Genomic DNA, 21721 nt, shown 5'->3' with positions numbered 1-21721 from the left:
CCGGGGCGGCGTCATCGTGGAGGCGTGACCATACTGCTCGCGCCGGTGGCCGGAGTCCTGCTCGGCTCGCTGGACTTCCTGTGGATCAAGTACGTGCCGTTCCCGCTGGGCGGGCTCGGCAACTCCAGCGCGGTCTGGGCCGTCGCCGCGTTCCTGTTCGCCTACCGGCGCCGGTCGGTCGCCGGGTCCCTCGCCGGGTCGATCGTGCTGCTCGTCGTGGCGGTGCCCAGCTACTACCTCACCGCGACGCTGGTGCAGGGTGACGACCTCGCCAACGTCTGGAGCCCGGTCTGGACGGCGTTCGCGGTGATCGCGGGGCTCGTGTTCGGCGCCGCCGGCGCGGTGGCCCGGCGGACCGACCGGTGGCAGGTCGCCGCGCTCGCGGTGCCGGTCGCGGTGCTGTTCGCCGAGGCGGCGCTGCACCTGGCGCGTCCCTCGTCGGACGCCGGCGACGCGCAGCACGCGGCGCTGGTGACCGCGCTCGGCGTCCTGCTGCCGCTGGCGGTCGCGGCGTCCGGGAAACGGCGGGCGGCGGCCATCGGGCTCGCGGTCCCGATCGCCGCCGCGGGTTACGGCCTGTTCCGGCTGGCCGGTTTCATGTGGTGAGCCCGACCCGGAACTCGTCGGTGAGGCCCAGCCCGGCCAGCACCCGTCGTACCGGCTGGGAGGGCGCCTCGATCAGCAGCGAGAGCATGTCGAGGTCGGCCAGCTTCCGCAGACGCAGCAGGAAGGTGGCGCCCTCGGCCGAGAAGAACGACACCCCGGACAGGTCGGCGTGGATCGTCTTCGGCCGTAGCGTCGACGTGGTCCGCACCGCGTCGGCGAGATCGCCGCGGGAGCCGAGGTCGATCGCTCCGGTGAGCGTGATGCGCAGGTCACCCGGAGGGTCGGGTCGTACGGTGCACGTGTAGTGCGTCATGGGGAATCGACTTCCAGCTCGGGGAACGGTTCGCCCTGGTGCATTCGGCAGGCGTCTGCGTCGTGCGCCCCGGTCACCAACCCGAAGCCGGCCCTACCCCTCCAGCGTGCGCGCTGACCGTGGATATCGCAACCCGGATGACCTGCGAATTCGTATTAACGAAAGACGCGGAGGACGATCGGTGCCCACCCCGACGGGTGGGAATAGTGTCCGAATCGCACCAGCATCAAGGCGATCATCGCCACCAGCATCAGACCGTGCCCGACGGTGTACACGACGCCCCCGGAGACCAGGCCCAACCCGTACGGCGCGAGCAGCAGCAGGAACGGCACGACCATCACCGCGGACATCTCGCCGATCATCCGGAGGTCGTGGCCGCGCACCGCCATCCACGCGCCCATCCCGACCGTCATGTCGAACGCCATCGTGAGCACCATCCCCACCGTGCCCCCGGTGAGCCCGGCCGCGGTCCACAGCGGCCCGAGCAGCATCATCCCGGCGACCATCGCGACCACCATCTCGACCAGGTGCAGCAGCCAGTACCCCGCGCGAAGAATTGTCATGGCGACGAGAATGCGGTGCCGCGCGGTCACTCCACCCGTGCCGAAGGTCACGGCCGAGGTCATGATGGGCCCGTGAACCGCATTCTGTGGCTGGTGACCGCGGCCGCGTACGGCGTCCTGCTGCTCGGCGCCGCCGGGTGGACGGCCGCGCTGGCCGGAGCGCTGTTCGCCGTCCTGACCGTGCTCGGCACGCTGGTGCTCCCGGCCCGTTCCCTTCCCGAGCGCGTCGCGTTCGTCGTCGTGCAGCTCGGGCTCGGGTACCTGGTCTTCTCCTCCGCGGGCGCATCCGCCGGCGCGACGCTGCTGCTCATCGTGCTGGTCGTGCAGGCGGGGCTGCTGCTGCCGCTGGCCGGTGCGCTCGCGGTCGCGGTCGTCGTCCCGCTCGCGCACCTCGGGATGGAGTGGCGCGGCGCGCTGCGCGAAGGCCTCGGCACGCTCACCGCGACGCTGCTCGCCGTCGCCGTGACCTGGCTGCTGCGCCGCGAGCGCGAGACCCGACGCGCGCTGGTGACGCAGGCCGAGGAGCTGGCCACCACGCGGGAACGCAACCGGGTCGCCCGCGACATCCACGATGGACTCGGGCACCATCTGACCGTGCTCCAGATGCAGGTACGGGCCGGCCGGGCCCTCCTCCCGTCCGACTCCGCGCGCGCCGACGCCGTCCTCGGGCAGGCCGAGGAGCAGGCCCGGGAGGCGCTGGGCGAGGTGCGCCGGTCGGTCGCGGCGCTGCGCGAACCCCGGGTTCCGCTGGCCGCGCGGCTGGCGCGGCTCGGCGCCGAGGTCGACGTGGACGGTGTCGCCCGGTCGCTGCCGCCCGACGTCGAGGAGGCGTTGTTCCGCGCGGCCCAGGAGGGCCTCACCAACGCACGCAAGCACGCGCGGGCGTCGTCGGTGTCGGTCGTACTCGGTTACCGCGACGGCGAGGTGCGTCTCTCGGTCCGTGACGACGGCGTCGGTGGCGCCGGCCGCGGTCCGGGCGGCTTCGGCCTGGTCGGGTTGACCGAGCGGATGGCCGCGCTCGGCGGAACGCTCACGCTGGAGTCCGCGCCCGGGGCGGGCACCACGCTCACCGTGAGCGCACCGGCGTGATCCGCGTCCTGCTCGTCGACGACCAGCGCCTGTTCCGCGAGGCGCTGGCCATGCTCCTGTCCGTACGCGACGACGTCGAGGTCGTCGGTGGGGCCGGCGACGGGGCCGAGGCGGTGGAACTGGCCGCGCGCCTCGACCCGGACGTCGTCCTGATGGACCTGCGGATGCCGGGCATGGACGGCGTGAGCGCCACCCGGCGGCTGCGTGCCGACCGGCCGCGGACCCAGGTGATCGCGCTGACCACGTTCGACGACGACGCCGACGTGTTCGCCGCGATCCGCGCCGGCGCGATCGGCTACCTGCTCAAGGACGCGTCCTCGGAGCGGCTGGTCGAGGCGATCCAGGCGGCCGCGCGCGGCGAGTCCCTGCTGGAGCCCGCGGTGGCCGCGAAGCTCGTGGCGCGGTTCGCGCAGCTGCCCGACGAGCCCGCCGGGCCGCGTCCCCAGCCCCTGCTCACGCCGCTGACCGACCGCGAGCTCGACGTCGTCCGGCTGCTCGCCGACGGGCGGAGCAACCGCGAGATCGCCGCGGCGCTGTTCCTCGCCGAAGGCACCGTCAAGAATCACGTGACCGCCGCGCTCGCCAAACTGAACGCCCGCGACCGGACCCAGGCGGCGCTCCGGGCCCGCGACCTGGGCCTGCTCTGAGCCCGTCGTAATAAGCCGTCGCGGTACACGGTCGGTATCCCCCCGGAGTCTCGGTTGCGGTGACACGACCAAGGTCGGCCGGGCCGGTTGCCGGGGCCGCACCGCGCCGGGAGCGGGGCGGTTGCGCCCGAGCCGCGCCCGGCGCCCGCAACCGGCCGGTCACCGGGTGGCCGTGACCACGTCCAGGATCCGCGCGCGGTCGGCGGCGTCCCCGAACGGCATCAGGACGACGTCGGTCGCGCCGGCGTCGCGGAAGCGGTCGAGTTCGGCGGCGAGGTGCGACTGGTCGCCGACGATCACGGTGTCGGCGATGCCGCCGATGCCGAACCGGCGCAGCGAGTCCCGGTAGGCCGGCAGGTCACCGGCGAAGCCGAACTCGCGCGTGATCCGCTCCCTGGCCGCGTCCGGGTCGTCGCTCAGCACGACGCCGACGCCGGCCACCACCCGGGCACCCGGCGTCACGGCCGGAACGATCCGGGAGGCCACCACCTCGGGCGTGATCCAGGTCAGCACCACCCCGTCGGCCAGCTCACGGGCCAGCTCGAGCATCTTCGGGCCGAGCGCGGACATCAGCACCGGCGGCGCCGGGGCGGACACGGTGAGCGCGGCGTCCACCGAGAAGAACTCGCCGGTGCGGCGCACCGCCTCGCCGCGCAGCAGCGGCCGGAGCACCGAGAGGTACTCCCGGGTGTGCCGCAGCGGCGAGGTGTACGGGATCCCGAGCATCTGCTCGACGAACCAGGCGTGGCTCGGCCCGATCCCCAGCGTCAGCCCGCCCCGCGCGGCCTGCAGCGTCAGCGCCTCGGAGGCGAGCGCCACCGGGTGGCGCGGGTAGGTCGCGACGATCGCGGTGCCGATCTCCGGCGGGCGCTCGTCCAGCACGGCGAGCAGCGCCAGCGGATCCCAGCCGCCGGGCATCTGGTTGGTCCAGAAGCTGTCCAGCCCGCGCCGGGCGGCGTCGGCGGCGGCCGCGACGACGTCGGCGGGTGAGGTGGTGACGGCCAGAGCGGTTCCGATACGCATGCCTCCATCCCATGACCTACGGGCGGGGAGAACCAGACGCACTTCACCCGGGCAGCGATCACTTTTCGTGATAGATAGAGACGTGGAACTCAGGTCGCTGCGCTACTTCGTGACGGTCGCCGAGGAGCTGCACTTCGGCCGGGCCGCCGAGCGCCTGCACATCGTCCAGCCCGCGGTGAGCCAGCAGATCGGCCGGCTCGAACGTGAGCTCGGCGTCCGCCTGCTCGACCGGTCGTCGCGCCGGGTGCGGCTGACGCCGGCCGGTGAACGCGTGCTCGACGCCGCCCGCGACACCCTCGCCGCCGCGGCCCGGGTGCGCGTGGTGGCCGGCGAGCAGGCCGCCGTGCTCCGGATCGGGGTCGCCTCGTGCGTCACCGGGCGGCTCGACCGCGCGCTCACCCGGCTCCAGGGCGGCGACCGGCCCGCCGAGCCGGTCCTGGTCGACCTGCCGGTGGGCGCGCGGCTCGACGCGGTGCGCGACGGCGAGCTGGACCTGGCCCTGGTGCGCGGCCCGGTGGCGGCGGGGAACCTGACCGTGGTCCGGGCCTGGTCGGAGCCGCTGCACGCGGTCGTCGCGCGGGCCCACCCGGCGGCGGAGAAGCCCACCATCGGCCTCGACGACCTGGACCCGGCCGGCCTGCGCCTGCCCTCCCGGGCGACCGACCCCGGCCTGCACGACGCGGTCGTCGCGGCGCTGCCCGTGGCGCCGGTGCGGCCGGCCGCCGGGAATCTGGTCAACGTGCTGTTCGAGGTCGGCACCGACCCGCGCGGCTGGACCCTGCTGCCGGCCGAGCAGATCGCCGGCGCCAGCGTCGACCGGCTACGCACGGTGCCGCTGGATCCGCCGGTACTGGTCGACGGCTACGTGGTGACGTCACCGGTGACCCCGCACACCTGCGTGGAGTCGTTCCTGGCCGCGTTGGCCGACTAGATTCCGCGACCCGGCCGGGACCCTCGGCGGGGAACGCTCGGAGCGGGGCGGCTCCACGGCTGTGCCTACAGGCGGCCGACCAGGTCGCGTAGTTCGCGCAGGGCGGCCGGGTCGTGGCGGCGGCCGGCGGTGTCGACCACCTCGGTGACGCCGTCGAGCAGGCGGGCCGCGCCGGCCACGTCGCCGAGCTGGGCGAGGGCCTGTGCGGCGAGCCAGTCGCAGTAGGGGCCGGGCGCCCCCACCGCACGCAGCTGGGCGACGAGCACCAGGCAGACCTCGTCCAACCCGCCGGCCAGCACGAGCCGGGCCAGGAAGTCGGTGCCCTCGGTCCATTCGGGCGTGCCGGGGAACCGTTCGCGCAGCGCCTCGAACGTGTCCACGGCTTCCTGCCACTGCCCGGCACCCACCAGGCTCCGGCCGAGGTCCAGCATCGTCGCCGCGCTGACCTGCTCCTCGAGCGCCCGGCGGGCCAGCGCGGCGTTGCGTGCCGACTTCGCGCGTCGCGCCTCCGGGGTGGCGTACCCGTCGTGGGACAGCGTGATCGCCGCGCGGGGCACGGCCGCGGTGACCCCGCCCATCAGCCGCTCGTGGATCCGGCCGTGCCAGACCGCGGTGTCCGGCCGGTAGATCCGTCCCTCGGAGTGCGTGTACGGCAGCTCGTCGTGCGCGTTGTCGATCTCGACGCGCAGCACGTCCGCGTCCGTGGCCCGCAGGCAGGCACGCAGCGCGCCGGGGTCGCCCGCGTACCGCTGGTCGGCGTCGACGGCCAGCACCCAGGGCGTGCTCACGCCCTCGTGCGCGGTGTTACGGGCGGCGGCGAAGTCGTCCACCCAGTGCCCCCGCCGGACGACCGCGCCCGCCGCCGACGCCACCTCCACCGTGCCGTCGGCCGAGCCGGTGTCGTACACGTGCACCGCGTCGACGACGCCGCGCAGCGACGCGAGGCACCCGGGGAGCGTCGCCTCCTCGTCGCGCACGATCAGTACCGCCGCGATCAGATCGCTCACCCCACCCCGTTCGGCAGCGGGCGCCGGAACTTTAGCGGCCCGGTCCGGACCGGTGGCCGTTTCCCGGCCAGCGCCGTCGCGTCCCACCGGGCCGGCCATCGCACCCGGTCGAACGCCGCGCCCGCAGCGGTGGCCCGGTCACCGAGCCCTGCGCCTGGCCCGGGTGAACGGCGACACGCCCGCCCCGGCCGATCGTCGGGCGACCACCCCCGACCAGCGGGGCACGCCCGGCGCGGGCGGAGCACCGGGAGGACGTGCCGCCGGCCGGTTCGCGGTCCTGGCCGGCCGTAGGGTCCGGTCGTCGACCGGCGGGCCCCGGCGCCCTCCGCGGGACCACCGCCCGTATTTCAGTCCAAATCGGACCGCGTCCGAATGAAATGCGCCGAACGAGTTGGCGTGCAGAGGCCCAACCGGTTTAGTAGTCGGCACAGTCTGGTGTGACTAATGAGCCTTGTGTTGCTCCGCGCGGTGAGGTGACCGAGAACGTGTCGACGGCACTGCCGAGTACGGCGATGGTGCGCGCTGCTCAGGACGGCGATGTGCAGGCCGTCCGCACGCTCGTCTCCGATCACCTGCCGTTGCTGTACACGCTCGTGGTCCGCGCCGCGGGTCCGTCCGTCGACGTCGACGACGTGCTGGGCCGCACCGTGTCGCTGGTCGGCGCGGGCATGCCCGGCCTGGCCGAGCCGGAGAGCTTCCGCCCCTGGTTGATGGGCACCGCGCTGCGCTTCCTCTGGACGGCCGAGCAGGCGGCGAACCGGCCCGGGCCGTGCGGCGACTGGCCGCCGGTCGTCGCCATCGACCCGTCCGACCAGCGCGAAGAGGCCAACAACGCGGTGCGGTGGCTCGCCCCCGACGACCGTGAGCTGCTCTCGATGTGGTGGCTCGAAGCGTCCGGCGAGGTCACCCGCGAGGAGGTCCTCGCGGCCTGCGGCCTGACGCCCACGGTCGCGGAGAACCGGCTGCGTCAGATCGAGGCACGCTTCGAGGACGCCCGGACCGCCATCCGGACGCTCGGCGCGTCCCCGCCGTGCGGGCCGCTGACGACCCTGCTGCAGCACTGGGACCGCCGCCCGTCCGACCGTCAGCGCCGGCAAATCGCGCGGCACGCCACCGACTGCCCGACCTGCTCCGGGCGGGCCGCCGACCTGATCCCGGCCGACCGGTTGCTGCGCGGCACCCCGCTGATCGCGCCGCCGCACGCGCTGCGCGAGTCGTTGCTGGCCCGCTGCGAGCAGGTCCCCGACCCGGCCGACGGGTCGGGCTCGACGGCGATCGTGGAGCGGGTGCGCCGGACCGCGGCGAACCCCTGGGTGGGCAACACGGCCCGGATCGTCGCGGTGACCGTCGCGGTCGTGCTGCTGATCATCTCGCTGGCGACGTACGCCGACAGCCGGAAGTCGCGGCCGGTGCCGACCGGGGTGCGCAACAGCCCGTCGGCGTCGGCGGCCGCGTTACCGTCGGGCTCCGCGTCGGCCCGGCCGTCGACGGTCGTCTCGTCGGCGATCGGGACGCCGTCCCCGCTCGCGGCCGGCGATCTGACCGGCCGCCGGGCGCTGCGGTCGGTCGCGAGCCCCGACCGGTACGCCCAGGTCGTCAACCGGACCGCGTTCGTGCTCCCGGTGACCTCGACCAGCCCGGTCGCGCTCCGGCAGGGCGCCACGTTCGAGCTGGTGACCGGTCTGGCCGACGCGAAGTGCCGGTCGTTCCGGGTGGCGCCGGGCCAGTACCTGCGTCACTTCAGCTTCCGGGTGCGCGTCGACCCGGACGACAAGTCCGACCTGTTCCGCAAGGACACCACGTTCTGCCCCCGCCCCGGGGCGACGCCGGACTCGGTGTCGTTCCAGTCGATCAACTACCCCGACCGGTACCTGCACGTCCGCGGGGACGAGCTGTGGATCGACGAGCCCGACGGCACCGCCGGTTTCCGCGCGACATCGTCGTTCCACGTCGTCGGGGGCTGGGTCTAGGCCTAGTCGTCGTCCTTGCGGGACAGGGCCAGTTCGAGCGCGAGCACGCCGGCCAGGATGAGCAGGTCGTTCTCGCCCGCGACGATGTCGACCGCGTAGGTGTCACGGACGCGGAACCACTTCTTCGAGACCGCCGCGACGTGGCGCCCACCGCGCTCGACCCGGAACTCGTGGTCGATCAGGTCGCCCTTCATCTCCAGGTCGTCGGGCCCGGGCACGTCGATCGTGAACTTCTCCCGGAACGGCGTGAACAGCTTCTTCTTCACCTCGGCGGCCTTCTGGCCCCCGATGGTGATCTCGTAGGTGGGGCGCAGCGAGATCAGGTGCCGATGGACCGAGGCGAGCTCCTGGCCGTCCAGGTTCTCGATGATCAGCCGGTTGCGCAGGCTGAGCACCTTCCCGTCCACGTGCAGGAGCTTGGTGCCGTGTTCGTCGGTGATGTCGTAGTCGTCGCCGATGTCGAAGAACCGCTCCTTGATCAAGTACATGCCTCGATTGTCGTCCCTCCCCGCTACTGCCCTCCCCCGACGTGCCGGAACAGCTCGCGAACACCGGGCCGCAGCCCCCACCCGTCGAAGAGCGGCAGCGACGCGTTCTCGTCGCCCTCCCGTCCGTGCGTGCTCCCCGCGAGCACCCAGCCGGGGCGTCTACCGCTGCGCACCTCGTAGACGGTCTCGCCGGGACGCGTCTCGCCGACGACCGGGCGTGCGGTCTCCGGCCGGCCCACCGTGATCTCGAGGCCCGCCAGCTCCGTCGCCAGGCAGGCCGCCGCGGCCGGCTTGAACCAGATCTCGACCCGGCCACCGCGCCCCGGCGCCGGGTGGCTCCGCAACAACAGGCCGTGGTGACCGACGCCCCAGCCGACGACCTCGAACCGACGGGGGCTCCGGTAGATCACGCCGCTGTGCACGTCGTCAGTGTGGCGGAAAAGTTTTTTCGACCCGGGTGTCGTGGGAGGGCCGACGGTTTCGTAGCCCTGATGAGAGACCGGAAACCACACCGCATCGGAGGCTCGACATGACCACCACCGCCCTCGCCCCGGCCACCACCTCGACCCGCGCCCTGCTCGTCGCCGGCGCCGCGGCCACCGTCGCCGCCGCGGTCGCCACCGCGGCCGTGGCCGCCGCCGGCTCCGCCGCCGGGATCAGCCTGGACGTGTCCGGCGCACCGATCCCGATCCCCGGCTTCGCCACGCTCACCGCGTTCTTCTCGATCGTCGGCCTGGTGCTGGCCGCGGCGATCGGCCGCTTCGCGTCGCACCCGCGCCCGGCGTTCGTCCGCACGACGGTGGCCCTGACCGTCCTGTCGCTGGTCCCCGACGTCCTGGCCGACGCGACGACCGGCACCAAGCTCCTCCTGATGCTCACCCACGTGGTCGCCGCCACCATCGTGATCCCGGTCGTCGCCCGCCGCCTGCGCGCCTGACCCACCGGGTGATTCCGCTGCGACGGACGTCGACGCTTGCGAGGATTCGTCGATGGATCGCGGCGGGAAGCGCTGGGACGTCTTCGTCTCCTACACCGGGGCGGATCAGGCCTGGGCCGAATGGGTCGCCTGGGTGCTGCGGGAGAGCGGCCGGTCGGTGCTCTTCGACAAGTGGCACATGGTGCCCGGCGAGCGCTGGGTCGCGCGCATGGCGGAGGGCATCCGCGACTCGGAGCGGACGGTCGCGGTGTACTCCGAGGCGTACCTGGAGTCCGAACACGGTGCGACCGAGACCGAGGGTGCGTATCTGCGTGATCCGCGCGGGGTTGATCGCCGCTTGATCCCGGTGCGCATCGAGGACTGTCCGCGGCGGGGCATCTTCGACGGCATCGTCGGCATCGATCTGTTCGACCGTGCGTCCGAGGCCGACGCCCGCCGCGCGTTGATCGACGGGGTCCGCGCGGCGGAGCAGGGCACCGCTCCGGTGCCGGATCGCCCCGGCTGGCCCGGCCGGCCAGCACCGGCCGACCGCCCGGCGTTCCCGCAGGAGGGTCCGGCGAAGCGCCTCACCGAGACCACGTTCCTCGACGGCGTCCGGTCCGGTGGGTACCCGGCCGGCTACGCCGAGGCGTTGCGTGCGCTGTTCGCGGAGCTCCGGGAGCTGGGGCTGACGTTCGAGTGGGGCACCGCGGGAGCCAGCGCGCGGCTGCGGTTCGCCGGCCGCACCGAACCGGTCTCCGTGGGGTGGATCTTCACCCGGACGCCCGGCTGGTACGGCCTGCGCGACCTGACGCTGGGCTTCGATCCGGCGACGGCCGTCTCGTTACCGCAGGCGCGGCCGGCACTGGACGCGTACCGGGCGGCGGTTTCGGCGGTGAACGGTGCCGTCCGCGTCCCGAAGCTCGAGGCGTACCAGTTCGCGCCGGGGGTCGTCGTCGCCGAGCGGACCGCGATCGTCGAGGCCGTCCGGAGCTTGTGCACGGCCGTGGGGGCGGCCGGTACGGACGGGTCGCGCGGGGCCGCGGACGCGGCGCGCGGGAGTGCCGTCTTCGAGGACGCCATCGGGTCGGCGCCGGCTGAGCGGCAGAAGGAGCTCCGCCGGCTGCTCGCGTGGGCGCGGAGTGTGGAGCGCGAGGGGCTGGCCGAGTTGTCGACCTCCACCGGTCGGAATCGGTGGGTGCTGCGGATGCACGTTCCGGGCCGGGGCCGCGGCCTGGTGGTGCTGTGGAACGAACGGGGGCCGACGCTCTCACCGTACCGATCGGTGTTCGCGGACCTGGCCCCGGGCACGCTCGCGCAACTCGACGCGCGTCGGCCGGGCGAGGTCCGCCAAGGCTCCCCTCTCACCCCACCCCTCGACGACACCACTCTCGACCTGCTCCGCACCGCCTACCTCGAGGCGAACGGGTCCGCGCATCACCGGTGACATCAGCGCCGCTCTCCGAACCACGGGCAGACAATGTTCGCCGCCGTCCCTACTGTGTGCCGATGGTGTCGTCACGATTCCGCGTTCCGTTCACGGGACGGCCGGGTGAGGGGTACCTCGAGGATTACCTGCACTCGGCGACGGTGGAGTCCGCGATCGACCGGTACGGTCTCCTCAAGATCCGCCGGGCGGCGTTGAACAGCGCCGTCCGTGACCTGGCACGACGGCCGAAACTCCGCGGATATCCTCCGCGGATCTTCGTCTCCTACCGCTGGGACGACGAGGCCGGCCACGAATGGATCCGGAACCTGGTCCACCACCTGCGCGAGCGCGGATATCACGTCGAACTCGACCAGGAGCATCTGGACGTGATCGGCCCGCACGGAATCGAGATCGGACCCTTCGTCGCGCGGGTCATCGACTGCCACATCTTTCTGCGGGTCGTCACCCGGAAACTCCTCGCGGACGACGCCCGGGAATGGCTCGTCGAGGAACAGCAACTGGCCACGCTGGCCGAGCACACCGGCCAGCGACAGATCGACGTGACCAAGGAGACCCGGCCCGGTCCCCGCCGTCGGTCCGGTGCGTTCAGCCTGGACGAGATGCTGAAGGACGGTCACGGCGTCACCGTCTCGGCGTTCCCGGAGCGTCGCGCCGTCGAGACCATCGATCTCTCCGCGGACCCGTCCGACCTCACCCCGTTGAACCGGCTCGCCGAGTACCGCGGCCTCGTGCTCTCCCCGGACGAGGAGGCGCGGCTGCTGGCGCTGATCGAACGCGCCGATCCGCTCCTCGACGCCGGCGACGGCGACGGCGACACGGTCCTGCAGCTCCTGGCGCAGCACGAGAACCTGGCCGCGACCGACGAGTACGACCAGCTCCGGGCCAACGCGCTCGCGCTCGTCGGCGCCACGAGCGCGGCCGTGGCCACCGCCGACGCCGTCCTCGTCCGCGGAAGCGCGTCGTACCAGACGTCCCGCGACCTGTGCTTCCTGCTCCTCGAGCTGGGCCGTCCGCGCGTCGCGCTGCGGGCGCTCGGCACGATCCGCCGGCCGGGCAGCGCGCTGGACTGGTCGATCGCCGGCCTCATCGGCGACATCCTGGACGATCTGGGTTCGTACCAGGCGGCGATCAATCACTACCGGCACACGGCGTCCGCCCCTGGTGAGCACCACAACGAGGCGCGCGCCGCGGCTCTCGGCAACCTCGGTTACGTCTACCTGATCCGGCTGGGCGACGCCCCGTCGGCACTGCCGCTGCTCCGGGCAGCGGTCGAGTCCGACCCGCGGCACGAGTCGGCTTGGGCGAACCTGGTCACCGCACTCGCGGCCCTGGACCGGCTCGAGGACGCCCGGGCGGCGGCACACCGAGGCCTTCGCCAGGTGGGGCGCAGCGAATCGCTCCGCACGCTCGCCCAGGACCCCGAGACGCCACTACCCCTCCCCGACCCCGTGCGATTACCGCCGGCCACGCACGCATGCGGGACGTGCGGCGCGGGCTACGTCCTCACCTCGACCGTGCGGACCTGCACGGCGTGCGGCACCTCGTACGCCGACCATCCCTGGTGCCCGTGCTGCCGGCATCCCGCGACCCTGTCCGATTCCGGCTCCCGCTGCCCGACGTGCCTCGACGGGGTCGTCACACCGGCCTAACAACGTCGTGGGTTCGCGGGCCAGTCAGGTATCCCGCATCTGTGGAAACCGTTTAAGACTGATCGGGTAGTTTCCTTCCTCCATCGGCATGAGTACCTCGCGGCTTTGTTCCTGCCACGAAATTGGATTCGGGGGCCCGTCGCGAGACTGCGAGCACAGCCAGTGCGTTGCGAGGGCCTCGACCGTCGCAGGGTTGAAGCCCCATTCATCCATTCACTTCGCTCCTACCTGTCCGAAGCTCGGCGACTGTTGTACCGCGGCGTAACCGCCTGCGGAAGGGCTGACCAGGAATAGGGCGAGGGGGCCCCCGCCGCGTTCGCGGAGGCCCCCTCTACCGGCCCTCTACCAGGTCGCTTCGAGCGCCAGCGGCCCCCGGACGTTCAGCGACTTGCGGACGTCGACCCGTTGGTTCTCCACCAGCCGCAGCCCCGGCAGGCGCTCGACCAGGGTCTGCAGCGCCACCCTCATCTGCAGCCGGGCCGAGGCCGCGCCCACGCACGTGTGCACCCCCGCGCCGAACGCGAAGTGGCGGCTCGGCTTGCGGGTCACGTCGAAGCGCTCGGGGTCGGGGTAGCGCTCCTCGTCGCGGTTGGCCGACGCGAACAGGAGCAGCACGTCGGCGCCCGCGGGGAGGTCGACACCGCCCACCGTCGCCGGGCGGGTGGTCAGGCGGTACTGCGCCGGGATCGGGGGTTCGAAGCGCAGGGCCTCCTCCACCGCGTACGGCACCAGGTCGGGCTGCCGGCGCAGCAACTCCCACTGGTCGGGGTGGCCGAGCAGCAGCGCGAGCGCGCTGCCGATGCCGTCGGCGGTGGTGATGTGCGCCGCCCCGAACGTGCTGGCGAACGTCGCCACCAGCTGGGCCTCGTCCTCGAAGGACAGCGGGTCGTCGCCGGGGTGGAGCGCGGCGACGACGTCGCTGATCAGGTCACCGGTCGGCTCGGCGTGCCGGGCCCTGGCGTACTCGGCCAGCCGGTGCTGGAACGCGACCACGGAACGCGCGACCTCGACCTCCTCCGCTTCGGTCTGGTCGGGCGTCGCCAGTGCGAACAGCGACCGGCTGCCGGCGTCGGCCAGCGGGACGTCGTCCGGCGCGAAGCCGAACAGGTCACCCGCGGTCTCCAGCGGCAACGGTGCCGCGTAGCTCGAGACCAGGTCGACGGTGGAGCCGAACGAGTCGATGTGGGCCTCGGCGCGTTTGCGGATCGCGGGTTCGCTCCCCTTCACGCGGCCGGGCGTCGTCATGTGCTTGCTGTAGGGCACGCGCAGGCGGCGGTGGGCCTCGCCGTCGGACGTGACGTGGTCGGGGCGCTGCGGGTAGCCGGTCATCAGGACCTCGATCGAGGCCGGATACGGCGACCGGAGCGGCCGGAGGCTGTTGACCGAGGAGAATCCCTCCGGGTCCTTGATGATCTCGTCGACGTCGGCGAACCGCGTGACGACCCAGGCGTCGAGCCGCGGCGCGAAGAAGATCGGCTCCTCGCGTCGCGCCTGGGCGTAGATCGGGTATGGATCCTCGTAATTCGCCCCTAACGGATCGAAGCTCTCGGCGAGCTCGCTGACGGTCAACTCGGCTCCTCTGACGGTGTTTCTCTGATGACGCCTCATGAGCATGGCCCGGCTTCTCCACAATGGGCAAACGCGCCGGGGCCCGGCCCCCAGCGACACGGTGCGGACGCGTAAAACGTTCATGCCGAAACGCGGACGACCGTGCCCCCGGTCGACCGGCTCACCCAGGACGGCGTCGCGCACGTCAACTGTTCGCGGTCGCTGCTGCGCCGCACGGTGGCCGCCGGTGACCTGCGGTTCTCGACGGCGGCGGGGATCGAGTTCGTCCTCGGCCGGGGCGACGGGCCCGACTTCGGGCCGGCGTGCGAGGGCCCGGCCTACGGGCTCACCCGGCTGACCGAGCTGAGCGCGTACTGCGACGACGTCCTGACCGGGCTCGACGCGCAGGGCGTGCCGGTCGATCAGCTCCACCCGGAGCACGCGCCCGGCCAGTTCGAGATCTCCGTCGGGGCCACCGACCCGGTCGCGGCGGCCGCTACGGCCTCACCCCCGAGACCGAGGCGCTCGCCGCCGGCATCCTCGACGCGCTCCCGGCGCAGGCCGCGGTGAACACGCCGAGCCCGGCCGGCTTCCTGCGCCGGCAGCCGAGCCACTGGGCCGGCGTCCACGCCTGCTGGGGCCACGAGACCCGGGAGGCCGCGCTCCGGGTCGTCACCGGGGCGATCGGCGTCCGCGGCACCGCGGCCAACCTGGAGGTGAAGGCCGTCGACCTGGCCGCGCCGTCCGGGCCCTCCCCACCACCATGGACGACGCCGTGCGCGCGTTCACCGGCGGCGTGCCGGCCACCGCCTGGGACGAGCTGCTCGTCGGCGCGATCGTCGCGGAGAAGCGGCCCGGATGGACGGGCGGTCGCCGGCCGCCGTCGCGGAGGCGTACCGGTGGGTCCACTGATCGATCACCGCTGTCACGGTGTCGTCACCCGCGAGCTGGACCGCGCGGGCTTCGAGGCCCTGATCAGCGAGGGCGGCGCCCCACCACCCCGGCGGGACGAACTTCGACACGCCCGTGGGCCTCGCGATCCGGCGGCACTGCGCCCCGCGGCTGGACCTGCCCCGGCACGCGTCGGCCGAGGACTACCTGGCGCGCCGCGCGGAGCTCGGTACCGCGGAGGTCACCCGGCGGCTGCTCGCGACGACCGGCACCGCGCGCTACCGGCTATAAACCGCACCGATGGCAGGCATCAGAAGATCGCTGTTCCGCATGGCTCCGCGATCCTCGATAGTTCTCAGCGTGTTCGAATACTTTCCCGGCAATTACGTCTGGAACCTGGGCGTCGTCGCGGCCCTCAACTCCGGCGGGCTGATCGACGAGGTCGATCGCGCCTGCCGCCCGATCCGCGAGGCCGCGGCGCAGGGCGAGGACGCCGGCACGCCGGACTTCCTGCGTGCCTGGACCGCGCTCACCGACCAGCTCGTCGGCCAGGCCGAGGACGCCGAGAAGGCCGGGCACCGGCGCACCGCGACGCAGCTCTACCGGCGCGCGACGAACTACCTGTGCCAGGCCGAGCGGATGCTGTCGAACTCCGACCCGAACCGCGTCCCCACCTACCGCCGGGTGCTCGAGCTGCAGGAGAGGGCGTTCCCCCCGAGCGTGGAGCGGGTCGCGGTGCCCTACGAGGGAACGACGCTCCCCGCCTACTACAGCGCGGCCCCCGGCGACGGTCCGAAGCCGGTCGTCGTCCTGGTGAACGGCCTGGACTCCACGAAGGAGCACCAGTTCTCCTCCGGGCACTGGGAGGAGCTCGCCGCCCGCGGGATCTCCTGCCTGATGCTCGACCAGCCCGGCAGCGGCGAGGCGCTGCGCCTGCAGGGCCTGACCGCACGCGTCGACGCCGAGGCCTGGGGCGCGGCCGCGGTGGACTACCTGCTCGGCCGGGACGACGTCGACGCCGGCCGGCTCGGCATCGTCGGCTGGTCGCTGGGCGGGTACTACGCGCCGCGCGTCGCCGCGTTCGAGAAGCGGTTCGCGCTCTGCGTGGCCTGGGGCGCGAACCACAACTGGGGTGCGGTGCAGCGCCGCCGGCTCGAACGCGAGGGCGAGCGCCCGGTGCCGCACTACTGGGAGCACGTGCTCTGGGTGTGGGGCCACACCGACCTCGACGAGTTCATCGCGTTCGCCGACGACGTGCACCTGGACGGCGTGGTCGAGAACATCACGGTGCCGTTCCTGATCGCCCACGGTGCGAACGACCGGCAGATCCCGCTCGAGTACGCGCACCGCTCCTACGACCAGGCGGTGAACGCACCCCGGCGGGACCTGCGGATCTTCACACCGGAGGAGGGCGCGACCGAGCACATCGGCCTCGACCACCTGCCCTACGTCAGCACGTTCATCGCCGATTGGGTGGCGGATACGTTCGCCTAGTGAACGGACTCGCGTTCGTCGGCACCGGCGAGGGGCCCGCCGGCCCGATGCCGCACGACGCGCGTTACCTTCCCGATGACCAGGTCATCAGCACCGTGGCCACCGCGCTGCTCGCCGGCTGGCTCGGTGCGGCCACCGTGGAAGGGACGTCATGCAGCTCGACGCCGTCATGTGGCCGGACGCGACCTGGCCGGTCGTGCGGGAGGAGTGGCGGCACGCCGAGCGCCTCGGGATCCACCGCGGCTGGTTCTACGACCATCTGAACCTCAACGGCCCGGCTCCGTGGCACGAGGCCTGGACCGCGCTGGCCGCGGTCGCGGCGGCCACCTCACGCATCGGGGTCGGCACGCAGGTGACCTCGCCGAACTTCCGGCACCCGGTCACCACGGCGAAAGCGGCGCTGAGCCTCGACGCGCTGTCCGAGGGGCGGTTCGTGCTGGGCATCGGCGCCGGCGGACCGGGCCGCGACTCGGACGCGTTCGGCGGCGCCCCGCTCCCCCGGACCGAGCGCACCGCCCGGTTCCGCGAGTACGTCGCGCTGACCGACCGGCTGCTGCGCAGCGAGCACACCGACGTCACCGGCACGTACTTCACCGCGCACGACGTCGCCCTGGGCGGCGGTGAGCCGCGCCGCCCGCCGATCGCGATCGCCGCCACCGGGCCGCGGGGCATGGCGCTCGCGGCCGAGTTCGGCGACCTGTGGATCACCCAGGACATCGCGAAGGACCCGGCGGTCTCCGGCCACACCGAGATCGCCCGGCAGCTCGGGGTGCTGGCCGAGGTCTGCGCCGAGCACGGCCGCGACCCGGCGACGCTGCCGTCCCTGGCGGTGCTCGGCTACGGCGACGAGCGTCCGCTGGCCTCGATCGAGTCGTTCCGCGACTGCGTCGGACGCTACGCCGAGCTGGGCGTCACGACGCTGGCCGTGCTCTGGCCCCGCGAGCACGACCAGCTCGCGGTGCTGGAGGAGGCGGCCGCGCTTCTGGTCCCCGACCGCGTCACCGGGGGGTGCGGTGACGGCGCGGCTACGCCGGTGCGGTGAGGTAGGTGGTGACCATGACGGTGAGGTTCGCGAGCGTCGCGTCCCAGTCGCCGCCGTCGGCCTTCTCGGCGGTGCCGAGCCCGAGGTGCCGGGCGATGACGCTGTAGGTCACGGTGTACGCCCACCGGGTGGCCGCGTCCGGATCGGGGTGGGCGATCTCGTCCCGGCGGGCGCCGAGCCGCTCGTTCCACAGCTCGAGGATGCGGGCGTAACTGACCTTGCCCCCCTGCGCGATCGTCTCGTCGTGCGCCGCGACCAGCATGAACGCGCGCAGCAGGGCGGCGTTGCGGCGCAGGTGCTCCCCGACCTGCCCGATCAGCTCGCCGACGAGCTCGCGGAACGACCCGGAGCCGGACGGGGGCGCGGCGAGGGCCGCCTCCCCCTCGGCGACCAACCGGGACATCTCCCGCTCGTGCGCGGAGCGGATCAGGTTCTCCTTGCTGTCGACCCTGGTGTAGATCGACCCGGTGGAGACCCCCGCCCGCGTCGCGACGTCGGCCAGCGTGAACGCGTCCGAACCGCGCTCGGCGAGCAGCTCGACGACGGCGTCGAGCGCCCGCTCGAACGAGATCTTGCTGCGTTCCTGCTTGGGCGCGCGGGCGAGGGCTCCGGTCGGGTTCACCGCTCGATTGTCACATCGACGTCGATCGCGGTCGACGACGTGCCCAGGCGAACGGTGTGGGTTCCGGCGGGCACGTGCCACCCCGGGCCCCAGCGCCGGAACGCGTCCGCCGGCAGCGCGACCCGCACGAGACGCGTCTCGCCCGGTTGCAGCTCCACCGCGGTGAACCCGGCGAGCCGCGACCAGGTTTCGCCGGGCCCGCGGACGTAGGCCTGGAGCACCTCCTTGCCCGGGCGCGTGCCCACGTTCGTCACGCGGACGCCGGCCACCGCGCCGCCGTCGCCGGTCGGGTGGACGGCGTGGTCCTCGCGGCGGAACCGCGTGTACCCGAGGCCGGCGCCGAGACCGAAGCGAGGCGCGGTCCCGGCGTGTTCCAGGCCGCGGTAGCCGCTCGGCTCGGACGCGGTGTAGTCCAGCGCCGAGTTCTCGTCCAGGTGCTGTCCGAACGTCGGCCGGTCGGCGTCGGCGAACGGGATCGACACCGGCAGCCGGCCACCCGGCTCGCGGTCACCGGCCAGGACGGCGGCCAGCGCGGTCCCGAAACCCTGCCCGGGCAGCCAGGCGCAGAGCACGGCGGCGACGTCGTCGGCCCAGGACAGGTCGACCGGGCGGCCGGCGTTGACGACCACGACCGTGCGCGGGTTGACCGCCGCGACGGCCCGGATCAGCGCGACCTGGTCGTCGGGCAGCGCGCTGGTCTCCCGGTCGCGGCTCTCCCGCGTCGCGGTGATGGTGTCGCCGACCACGAGGACCACGTCGTCGGCGGTGGTCGCGGCGGCCACCGCGTCGGCGAGCGCGTCCCCGGGTTGCGGTGGGAGGATGCCCGCGGTCAGCGCGATCACCCGTCCTTCGGTGCACGCCATGTCGACGACGACCGACACCGGCACCCCGGCCGTGAGCGCGACGTCGACGCCGCTGGTCTCGGAGCGGGCGACCGCGCCCATGAGGTCCTGCGGCGCCGGTGCCGGCCGGTCGAGCAGGTGGGCACCGTCGACGGTCAGGGTCAGCGCGCCGCTGCCGCCGATCGTCAGCCGGTGCACACCGGACAGGTCGGGCGTGACGGTCGCGGAGAGCCGCACCCGGTCGATCTCCGGGGTCGGCCCGACACCCGGCACGGCCCCGAACCAGGTGAACAACGACGACTGGCGGACGTCGGCGAGCGCCGGGGTGTCCTCGCCGCGCCGCCAGTGCTCGACCAGGAGCCCGGGCCGTCCGTCGGGGGTCGTGACGCCGGGTCCGGTGAGGGGCCCGGCCTCCGGCTGCGCGGTTCCGGGGGCGTGCACGACGGTCCCGAACCGGGCGCGGACGGCGTCCAGCGGGGTGGCGACGCCGTCGAAGGGGTGGATCCGGCCGAACGTGGCGCCCTGGTACGTGGGCCGGGCCGCGTTCGGTCCGATCACCGCGAGCGAACGTCCGGGCGCCAGCGGCAGGACGCCGTCGTTGGCCAGCAGCACGAACGAGGCGACGGCGGCGTCGTGCAGCGTCGGGGTCGGGGCCGGCGCGGGCTCGGTGAGCACGACCGGACCACCGGCCAGCGCACCGGTGCGGGCGCCGAGGCGCAGCAGCCGGTCCACCGCGGCGTCGAGGCGTTCCTCCGGGACCTGCCCGGCGCGGACCGCGTCGGCGATCTTCGGCCCGTACCAGATCGCCGGGCCGGGCATCTCGAGGTCGGTACCGGCCAGGAACGGCTCGATCGTGCGCTTGAGCGCGTAGTAGTCGGAGACGACCAACCCGTCGAAGCCCCACTCCTCGCGCACGATCGCGAGGATCTGGGCGTGCTCGGCGTTGGGGACGCCGTTCACCGCGTTGTAGGCGGTCATCAGCCCCCACACCCCGGCGCGGACGGCGAGCTCGAACGGCCGCAGGTAGACCTCGCGCAGCGTCACCTCGTCGAGCGTCGCGCTCATCGTCTGACGCGCGGTCTCGGTGTCGTTGGCGACCAGGTGCTTGACGACCGAGGCCACCCCCTGGCTCTGCAGGCCGAGCGCGAACGCGACGCCGAGCACCCCGGTGAGCTCCGGGTCCTCGGAGTACATCTCGAACGACCGTCCGGAGAGGCCGGTGCGGGGCAGGTTGAGGTTCGGGCTGTAGACGCCGTGCACGCCCCGGCCGACCGCCTCGGCCCCGAGCACCTGGCCCAGCGCGCGGGCGACCGCCGGGTCCCAGGTCGCGGCGACCGCGGCGCCGCACGGCAGCAGCAGCGACCGGTCGCGCTCGTCCATCGTCGGGCTGACCAGGCCGAGCGGCCCGTCGCACAGGATCACCGGCGCGAGCCCGACGGCGGTCGCGTCCTCGGTGCTCCAGCCGGTGCGCCCGGCGGTGAGCCGCGCCTTGGCGTCGAGGTCGAGCTTGTCGACGAGAGGGTCGGTCATCGCGCGAACCGCGGCATGACCTGCTCGGCGAAGAGCTTGAGCGACTTCTCGCCCAGTGCCGCGCGCTCCGGCGTGAGCGGGCCGCCGAGGAAGCCGCCGAGGATGTTGCCGATCCCCAGGTCGGCGTACTTCTGCAGCTTCTCGGCGACGGTGTCGGGGCTGCCCCACAGGCACCAGGTGCCCTGCCAGCCGTTGCCCTTGCCGCGCGCCGGCGGGTGCGGACGCAGGTCGACACCGCTGATCGTCTCGGCGGCCTTGTTCGCCTCGTGCTCGCGCTCGATCGCGTCCATGTAGCCGTCCATGATGATCTGCAGTTCGTCCTCGGCCTGCGCGTCGGACTCGGCGACGTGGATGTGCTGGTAGGTGTGGGTCGTCCAGTCCAGGGCGGCCGCGACGGCCTCCTCGGAGTGGCCGGCGGCCTCCAGCGCGGTGCGGTAGTTGGTGAAGTGCTTCTTCACGTGCGTGTACGGGTCACCGTCGTCGAGCACCGGCACCGTGAACGCGGGGATGAACGCCGGCTGCGCGTACGTCGCGGCGCGCTCCACGCTGGACGGCCGCTGCGCCACCGACATCAGCCTGCTCATCGGCTTCGAGTACGGCGTCGGAACGATCCGCGAGACCACCGCACCCTGGTAGCGGCCGTTGTCGAAGATCACCGGCTCGTCGTCGGGCTGCTTGGCCCACAGCCGCTCGGCGATCTCGATGTTCTGCACCGACAGCGTCGAGGACTCCTGGAACTTCACGCCGAAGCCGATCATCTCCTCCGGCGTGGTGCCGCTGCCGACGCCGACCAGGAGCCGGCCGTCGGTGAGCTGGTCGAGCAGCGCCACCCGTTCGGCGAACCGCACCGGGTGGTGCAGCGCGACGGTCTGCACCGAGAAGCCCAGGTGCATGCCGGGCAGCCGGCTGGCCAGGTACGCGCCGAAGATCATCGGGTCGCTGGCCGGCGGGCAGTACCCGGTGAAGTGGTGGTCGGGCAGGAAGACCGCGTCGAAGCCGTAGCGGTGGCACGCGGTGGCGTGCTCGGTCAGCGCGTGGATGAGCCGCCGGTCGTCGCCGGGCTCGAGCGAGCGCGCGGTGAGGAAGCTGGAGAATCGCAT

The 21721-nt window shown here is 73.3% G+C and carries 22 protein-coding genes and 1 pseudogene; 13 read left to right on the top strand and 10 right to left on the bottom strand.

Translation table 11 applies throughout. The features are described from left to right. Positions 1 to 24 precede the first annotated feature (24 nt). Complete coding sequence (locus ABD437_RS18695) at positions 25 to 606, top strand: DUF6518 family protein (RefSeq protein WP_344650126.1); 582 nt, start codon at positions 25 to 27, stop codon at positions 604 to 606. Here the strand turns inward: ABD437_RS18695 and ABD437_RS18690 are convergent. Together ABD437_RS18690 and ABD437_RS18685 are read right to left on the bottom strand one after the other, a co-directional pair. Further along, a complete protein-coding gene (locus ABD437_RS18690; RefSeq protein WP_344650125.1) occupies positions 596 to 919 on the bottom strand; it encodes an STAS domain-containing protein in 324 nt (107 codons plus the stop codon). The two genes, ABD437_RS18695 and ABD437_RS18690, sit on opposite strands and share 11 nt — an antisense overlap. Before the next feature lie 155 nt (positions 920 to 1074). After that, a complete protein-coding gene (locus ABD437_RS18685; RefSeq protein WP_344650124.1) occupies positions 1075 to 1482 on the bottom strand; it encodes a hypothetical protein in 408 nt (135 codons plus the stop codon). 72 nt (positions 1483 to 1554) lie between these two features. Between ABD437_RS18685 and ABD437_RS18680 the strand changes: the two genes are divergently transcribed. Both ABD437_RS18680 and ABD437_RS18675 read left to right on the top strand, forming a co-directional pair. Continuing rightward, positions 1555 to 2571 carry a sensor histidine kinase gene (locus tag ABD437_RS18680; RefSeq protein WP_344650123.1) on the top strand — a complete coding sequence of 339 codons (1017 nt, stop codon included), beginning with the start codon at positions 1555 to 1557 and terminating at the stop codon, positions 2569 to 2571. Further along, entirely contained in the window at positions 2568 to 3218 is a 651-nt protein-coding gene (locus ABD437_RS18675; RefSeq protein WP_344650122.1) for a response regulator, read from the top strand. Before ABD437_RS18680 ends, ABD437_RS18675 begins: the two co-directional genes overlap by 4 nt. Before the next feature lie 159 nt (positions 3219 to 3377). On the opposite strand, the gene ABD437_RS18670 is transcribed toward ABD437_RS18675, so the two are convergent. Continuing rightward, complete coding sequence (locus ABD437_RS18670) at positions 3378 to 4241, bottom strand: TIGR03564 family F420-dependent LLM class oxidoreductase (RefSeq protein ID WP_344650121.1); 864 nt, start codon at positions 4239 to 4241, stop codon at positions 3378 to 3380. 82 nt (positions 4242 to 4323) lie between these two features. On the opposite strand from ABD437_RS18670, the gene ABD437_RS18665 reads away from it, so the two are divergent. Further along, a complete protein-coding gene (locus tag ABD437_RS18665) occupies positions 4324 to 5172 on the top strand; it encodes a LysR family transcriptional regulator (RefSeq protein ID WP_344650120.1) in 849 nt (282 codons plus the stop codon). Positions 5173 to 5237: 65 nt separating this feature from the next. Here ABD437_RS18665 and ABD437_RS18660 read toward each other — a convergent pair whose 3' ends face one another. Continuing rightward, on the bottom strand, positions 5238 to 6179 hold the full coding sequence (locus tag ABD437_RS18660) for a glycosyltransferase (RefSeq protein WP_344650119.1): 942 nt from the start codon (positions 6177 to 6179) through the stop codon (positions 5238 to 5240). Positions 6180 to 6652: 473 nt separating this feature from the next. Here ABD437_RS18660 and ABD437_RS18655 point away from each other — a divergent pair, with 473 nt between their 5' ends. Then, on the top strand, positions 6653 to 8149 hold the full coding sequence (locus ABD437_RS18655) for an AbfB domain-containing protein (protein WP_344650118.1): 1497 nt from the start codon (positions 6653 to 6655) through the stop codon (positions 8147 to 8149). Between the two features lie 2 nt (positions 8150 to 8151). Here the strand turns inward: ABD437_RS18655 and ABD437_RS18650 are convergent, their stop codons facing one another. Together ABD437_RS18650 and ABD437_RS18645 are read right to left on the bottom strand one after the other, a co-directional pair. Then, positions 8152 to 8637 (bottom strand): LURP-one-related/scramblase family protein, encoded by a 486-nt coding sequence (locus tag ABD437_RS18650; protein WP_344650117.1) that lies wholly within the window; start codon positions 8635 to 8637, stop codon positions 8152 to 8154. Between the two features lie 23 nt (positions 8638 to 8660). Beyond that, positions 8661 to 9059, bottom strand: a complete 399-nt coding sequence (locus ABD437_RS18645; RefSeq protein ID WP_344650116.1) for a hypothetical protein — start codon at positions 9057 to 9059, stop codon at positions 8661 to 8663. Positions 9060 to 9166: 107 nt separating this feature from the next. On the opposite strand from ABD437_RS18645, the gene ABD437_RS18640 reads away from it, so the two are divergent. The 3 genes from ABD437_RS18640 (at position 9167) to ABD437_RS18630 (ending at position 12652) form a co-directional block, all read left to right on the top strand. Further along, entirely contained in the window at positions 9167 to 9574 is a 408-nt protein-coding gene (locus ABD437_RS18640; RefSeq protein WP_344650115.1) for a DUF6069 family protein, read from the top strand. 52 nt (positions 9575 to 9626) lie between these two features. Then, positions 9627 to 11000, top strand: a complete 1374-nt coding sequence (locus ABD437_RS18635) for a toll/interleukin-1 receptor domain-containing protein (RefSeq protein ID WP_344650114.1) — start codon at positions 9627 to 9629, stop codon at positions 10998 to 11000. 62 nt (positions 11001 to 11062) lie between these two features. Continuing rightward, on the top strand, positions 11063 to 12652 hold the full coding sequence (locus tag ABD437_RS18630) for a tetratricopeptide repeat protein (protein WP_344650113.1): 1590 nt from the start codon (positions 11063 to 11065) through the stop codon (positions 12650 to 12652). A 342-nt stretch (positions 12653 to 12994) separates the two neighbouring features. Here the strand turns inward: ABD437_RS18630 and ABD437_RS18625 are convergent, their stop codons facing one another. Beyond that, a complete protein-coding gene (locus ABD437_RS18625; protein ID WP_344650112.1) occupies positions 12995 to 14221 on the bottom strand; it encodes a cytochrome P450 in 1227 nt (408 codons plus the stop codon). A 141-nt stretch (positions 14222 to 14362) separates the two neighbouring features. On the opposite strand from ABD437_RS18625, the gene ABD437_RS18620 reads away from it, so the two are divergent. The 5 genes and pseudogenes from ABD437_RS18620 to ABD437_RS18600 all read left to right on the top strand — a co-directional run bounded on the left by ABD437_RS18620 (position 14363) and on the right by ABD437_RS18600 (position 17627). Continuing rightward, the gene (locus tag ABD437_RS18620; protein WP_344650111.1) at positions 14363 to 14770 is read left to right on the top strand and encodes a type I glutamate--ammonia ligase; all 408 of its coding nucleotides are present in this window, start codon (positions 14363 to 14365) and stop codon (positions 14768 to 14770) included. Then, positions 14737 to 14874, top strand: a pseudogene (locus ABD437_RS18615) (glutamine synthetase); the annotation flags it as partial. The gene ABD437_RS18620 and the pseudogene ABD437_RS18615, both read left to right, overlap by 34 nt. Positions 14875 to 15226: 352 nt before the next feature. Then, the gene (locus ABD437_RS43040; RefSeq protein ID WP_425558176.1) at positions 15227 to 15382 is read left to right on the top strand and encodes a hypothetical protein; all 156 of its coding nucleotides are present in this window, start codon (positions 15227 to 15229) and stop codon (positions 15380 to 15382) included. 69 nt (positions 15383 to 15451) lie between these two features. Beyond that, positions 15452 to 16585: an alpha/beta hydrolase family protein gene (locus ABD437_RS18605; protein ID WP_344650110.1), complete on the top strand. Its 1134-nt coding sequence runs from the start codon at positions 15452 to 15454 to the stop codon at positions 16583 to 16585. Between the two features lie 151 nt (positions 16586 to 16736). Beyond that, a complete protein-coding gene (locus tag ABD437_RS18600) occupies positions 16737 to 17627 on the top strand; it encodes an LLM class flavin-dependent oxidoreductase (protein WP_344650109.1) in 891 nt (296 codons plus the stop codon). On the opposite strand, the gene ABD437_RS18595 is transcribed toward ABD437_RS18600, so the two are convergent. Genes ABD437_RS18595 through ABD437_RS18585 form a run of 3 tightly spaced genes read right to left on the bottom strand, consistent with a single transcriptional unit; the run spans position 17611 to position 21721 of the window. Then, complete coding sequence (locus ABD437_RS18595) at positions 17611 to 18249, bottom strand: TetR/AcrR family transcriptional regulator (protein WP_344650108.1); 639 nt, start codon at positions 18247 to 18249, stop codon at positions 17611 to 17613. The two genes, ABD437_RS18600 and ABD437_RS18595, sit on opposite strands and share 17 nt — an antisense overlap. Next, entirely contained in the window at positions 18246 to 20621 is a 2376-nt protein-coding gene (locus ABD437_RS18590; protein ID WP_344650107.1) for a beta-glucosidase, read from the bottom strand. The genes ABD437_RS18595 and ABD437_RS18590 overlap by 4 nt, the downstream gene beginning before the upstream one ends. Beyond that, complete coding sequence (locus ABD437_RS18585) at positions 20618 to 21721, bottom strand: LLM class flavin-dependent oxidoreductase (protein WP_344650106.1); 1104 nt, start codon at positions 21719 to 21721, stop codon at positions 20618 to 20620. Before ABD437_RS18585 ends, ABD437_RS18590 begins: the two co-directional genes overlap by 4 nt.

Origin of the sequence: Cryptosporangium japonicum (genome assembly GCF_039524755.1) — a bacterium.
Classification (GTDB): domain Bacteria; phylum Actinomycetota; class Actinomycetes; order Mycobacteriales; family Cryptosporangiaceae; genus Cryptosporangium; species Cryptosporangium japonicum.
The sequence above is the reverse complement of the archived record's forward strand: the minus strand, read 5'-3'. Positions and strand labels throughout refer to the sequence as shown.

Coding starts and splice junctions, on each gene's coding strand:
- ABD437_RS18690 (WP_344650125.1), bottom strand. CDS start 919: ATGACGCACTACACGTGCACCGTACGACCCGACCCTCCGGGTGACCTG.
- ABD437_RS18685 (WP_344650124.1), bottom strand. CDS start 1,482: ATGACAATTCTTCGCGCGGGGTACTGGCTGCTGCACCTGGTCGAGATG.
- ABD437_RS18670 (WP_344650121.1), bottom strand. CDS start 4,241: ATGCGTATCGGAACCGCTCTGGCCGTCACCACCTCACCCGCCGACGTC.
- ABD437_RS18650 (WP_344650117.1), bottom strand. CDS start 8,637: ATGTACTTGATCAAGGAGCGGTTCTTCGACATCGGCGACGACTACGAC.
- ABD437_RS18640 (WP_344650115.1), top strand. CDS start 9,167: ATGACCACCACCGCCCTCGCCCCGGCCACCACCTCGACCCGCGCCCTG.
- ABD437_RS18635 (WP_344650114.1), top strand. CDS start 9,627: ATGGATCGCGGCGGGAAGCGCTGGGACGTCTTCGTCTCCTACACCGGG.
- ABD437_RS18630 (WP_344650113.1), top strand. CDS start 11,063: ATGGTGTCGTCACGATTCCGCGTTCCGTTCACGGGACGGCCGGGTGAG.
- ABD437_RS18600 (WP_344650109.1), top strand. CDS start 16,737: ATGCAGCTCGACGCCGTCATGTGGCCGGACGCGACCTGGCCGGTCGTG.
- ABD437_RS18590 (WP_344650107.1), bottom strand. CDS start 20,621: ATGACCGACCCTCTCGTCGACAAGCTCGACCTCGACGCCAAGGCGCGG.
- ABD437_RS18585 (WP_344650106.1), bottom strand. CDS start 21,721: ATGCGATTCTCCAGCTTCCTCACCGCGCGCTCGCTCGAGCCCGGCGAC.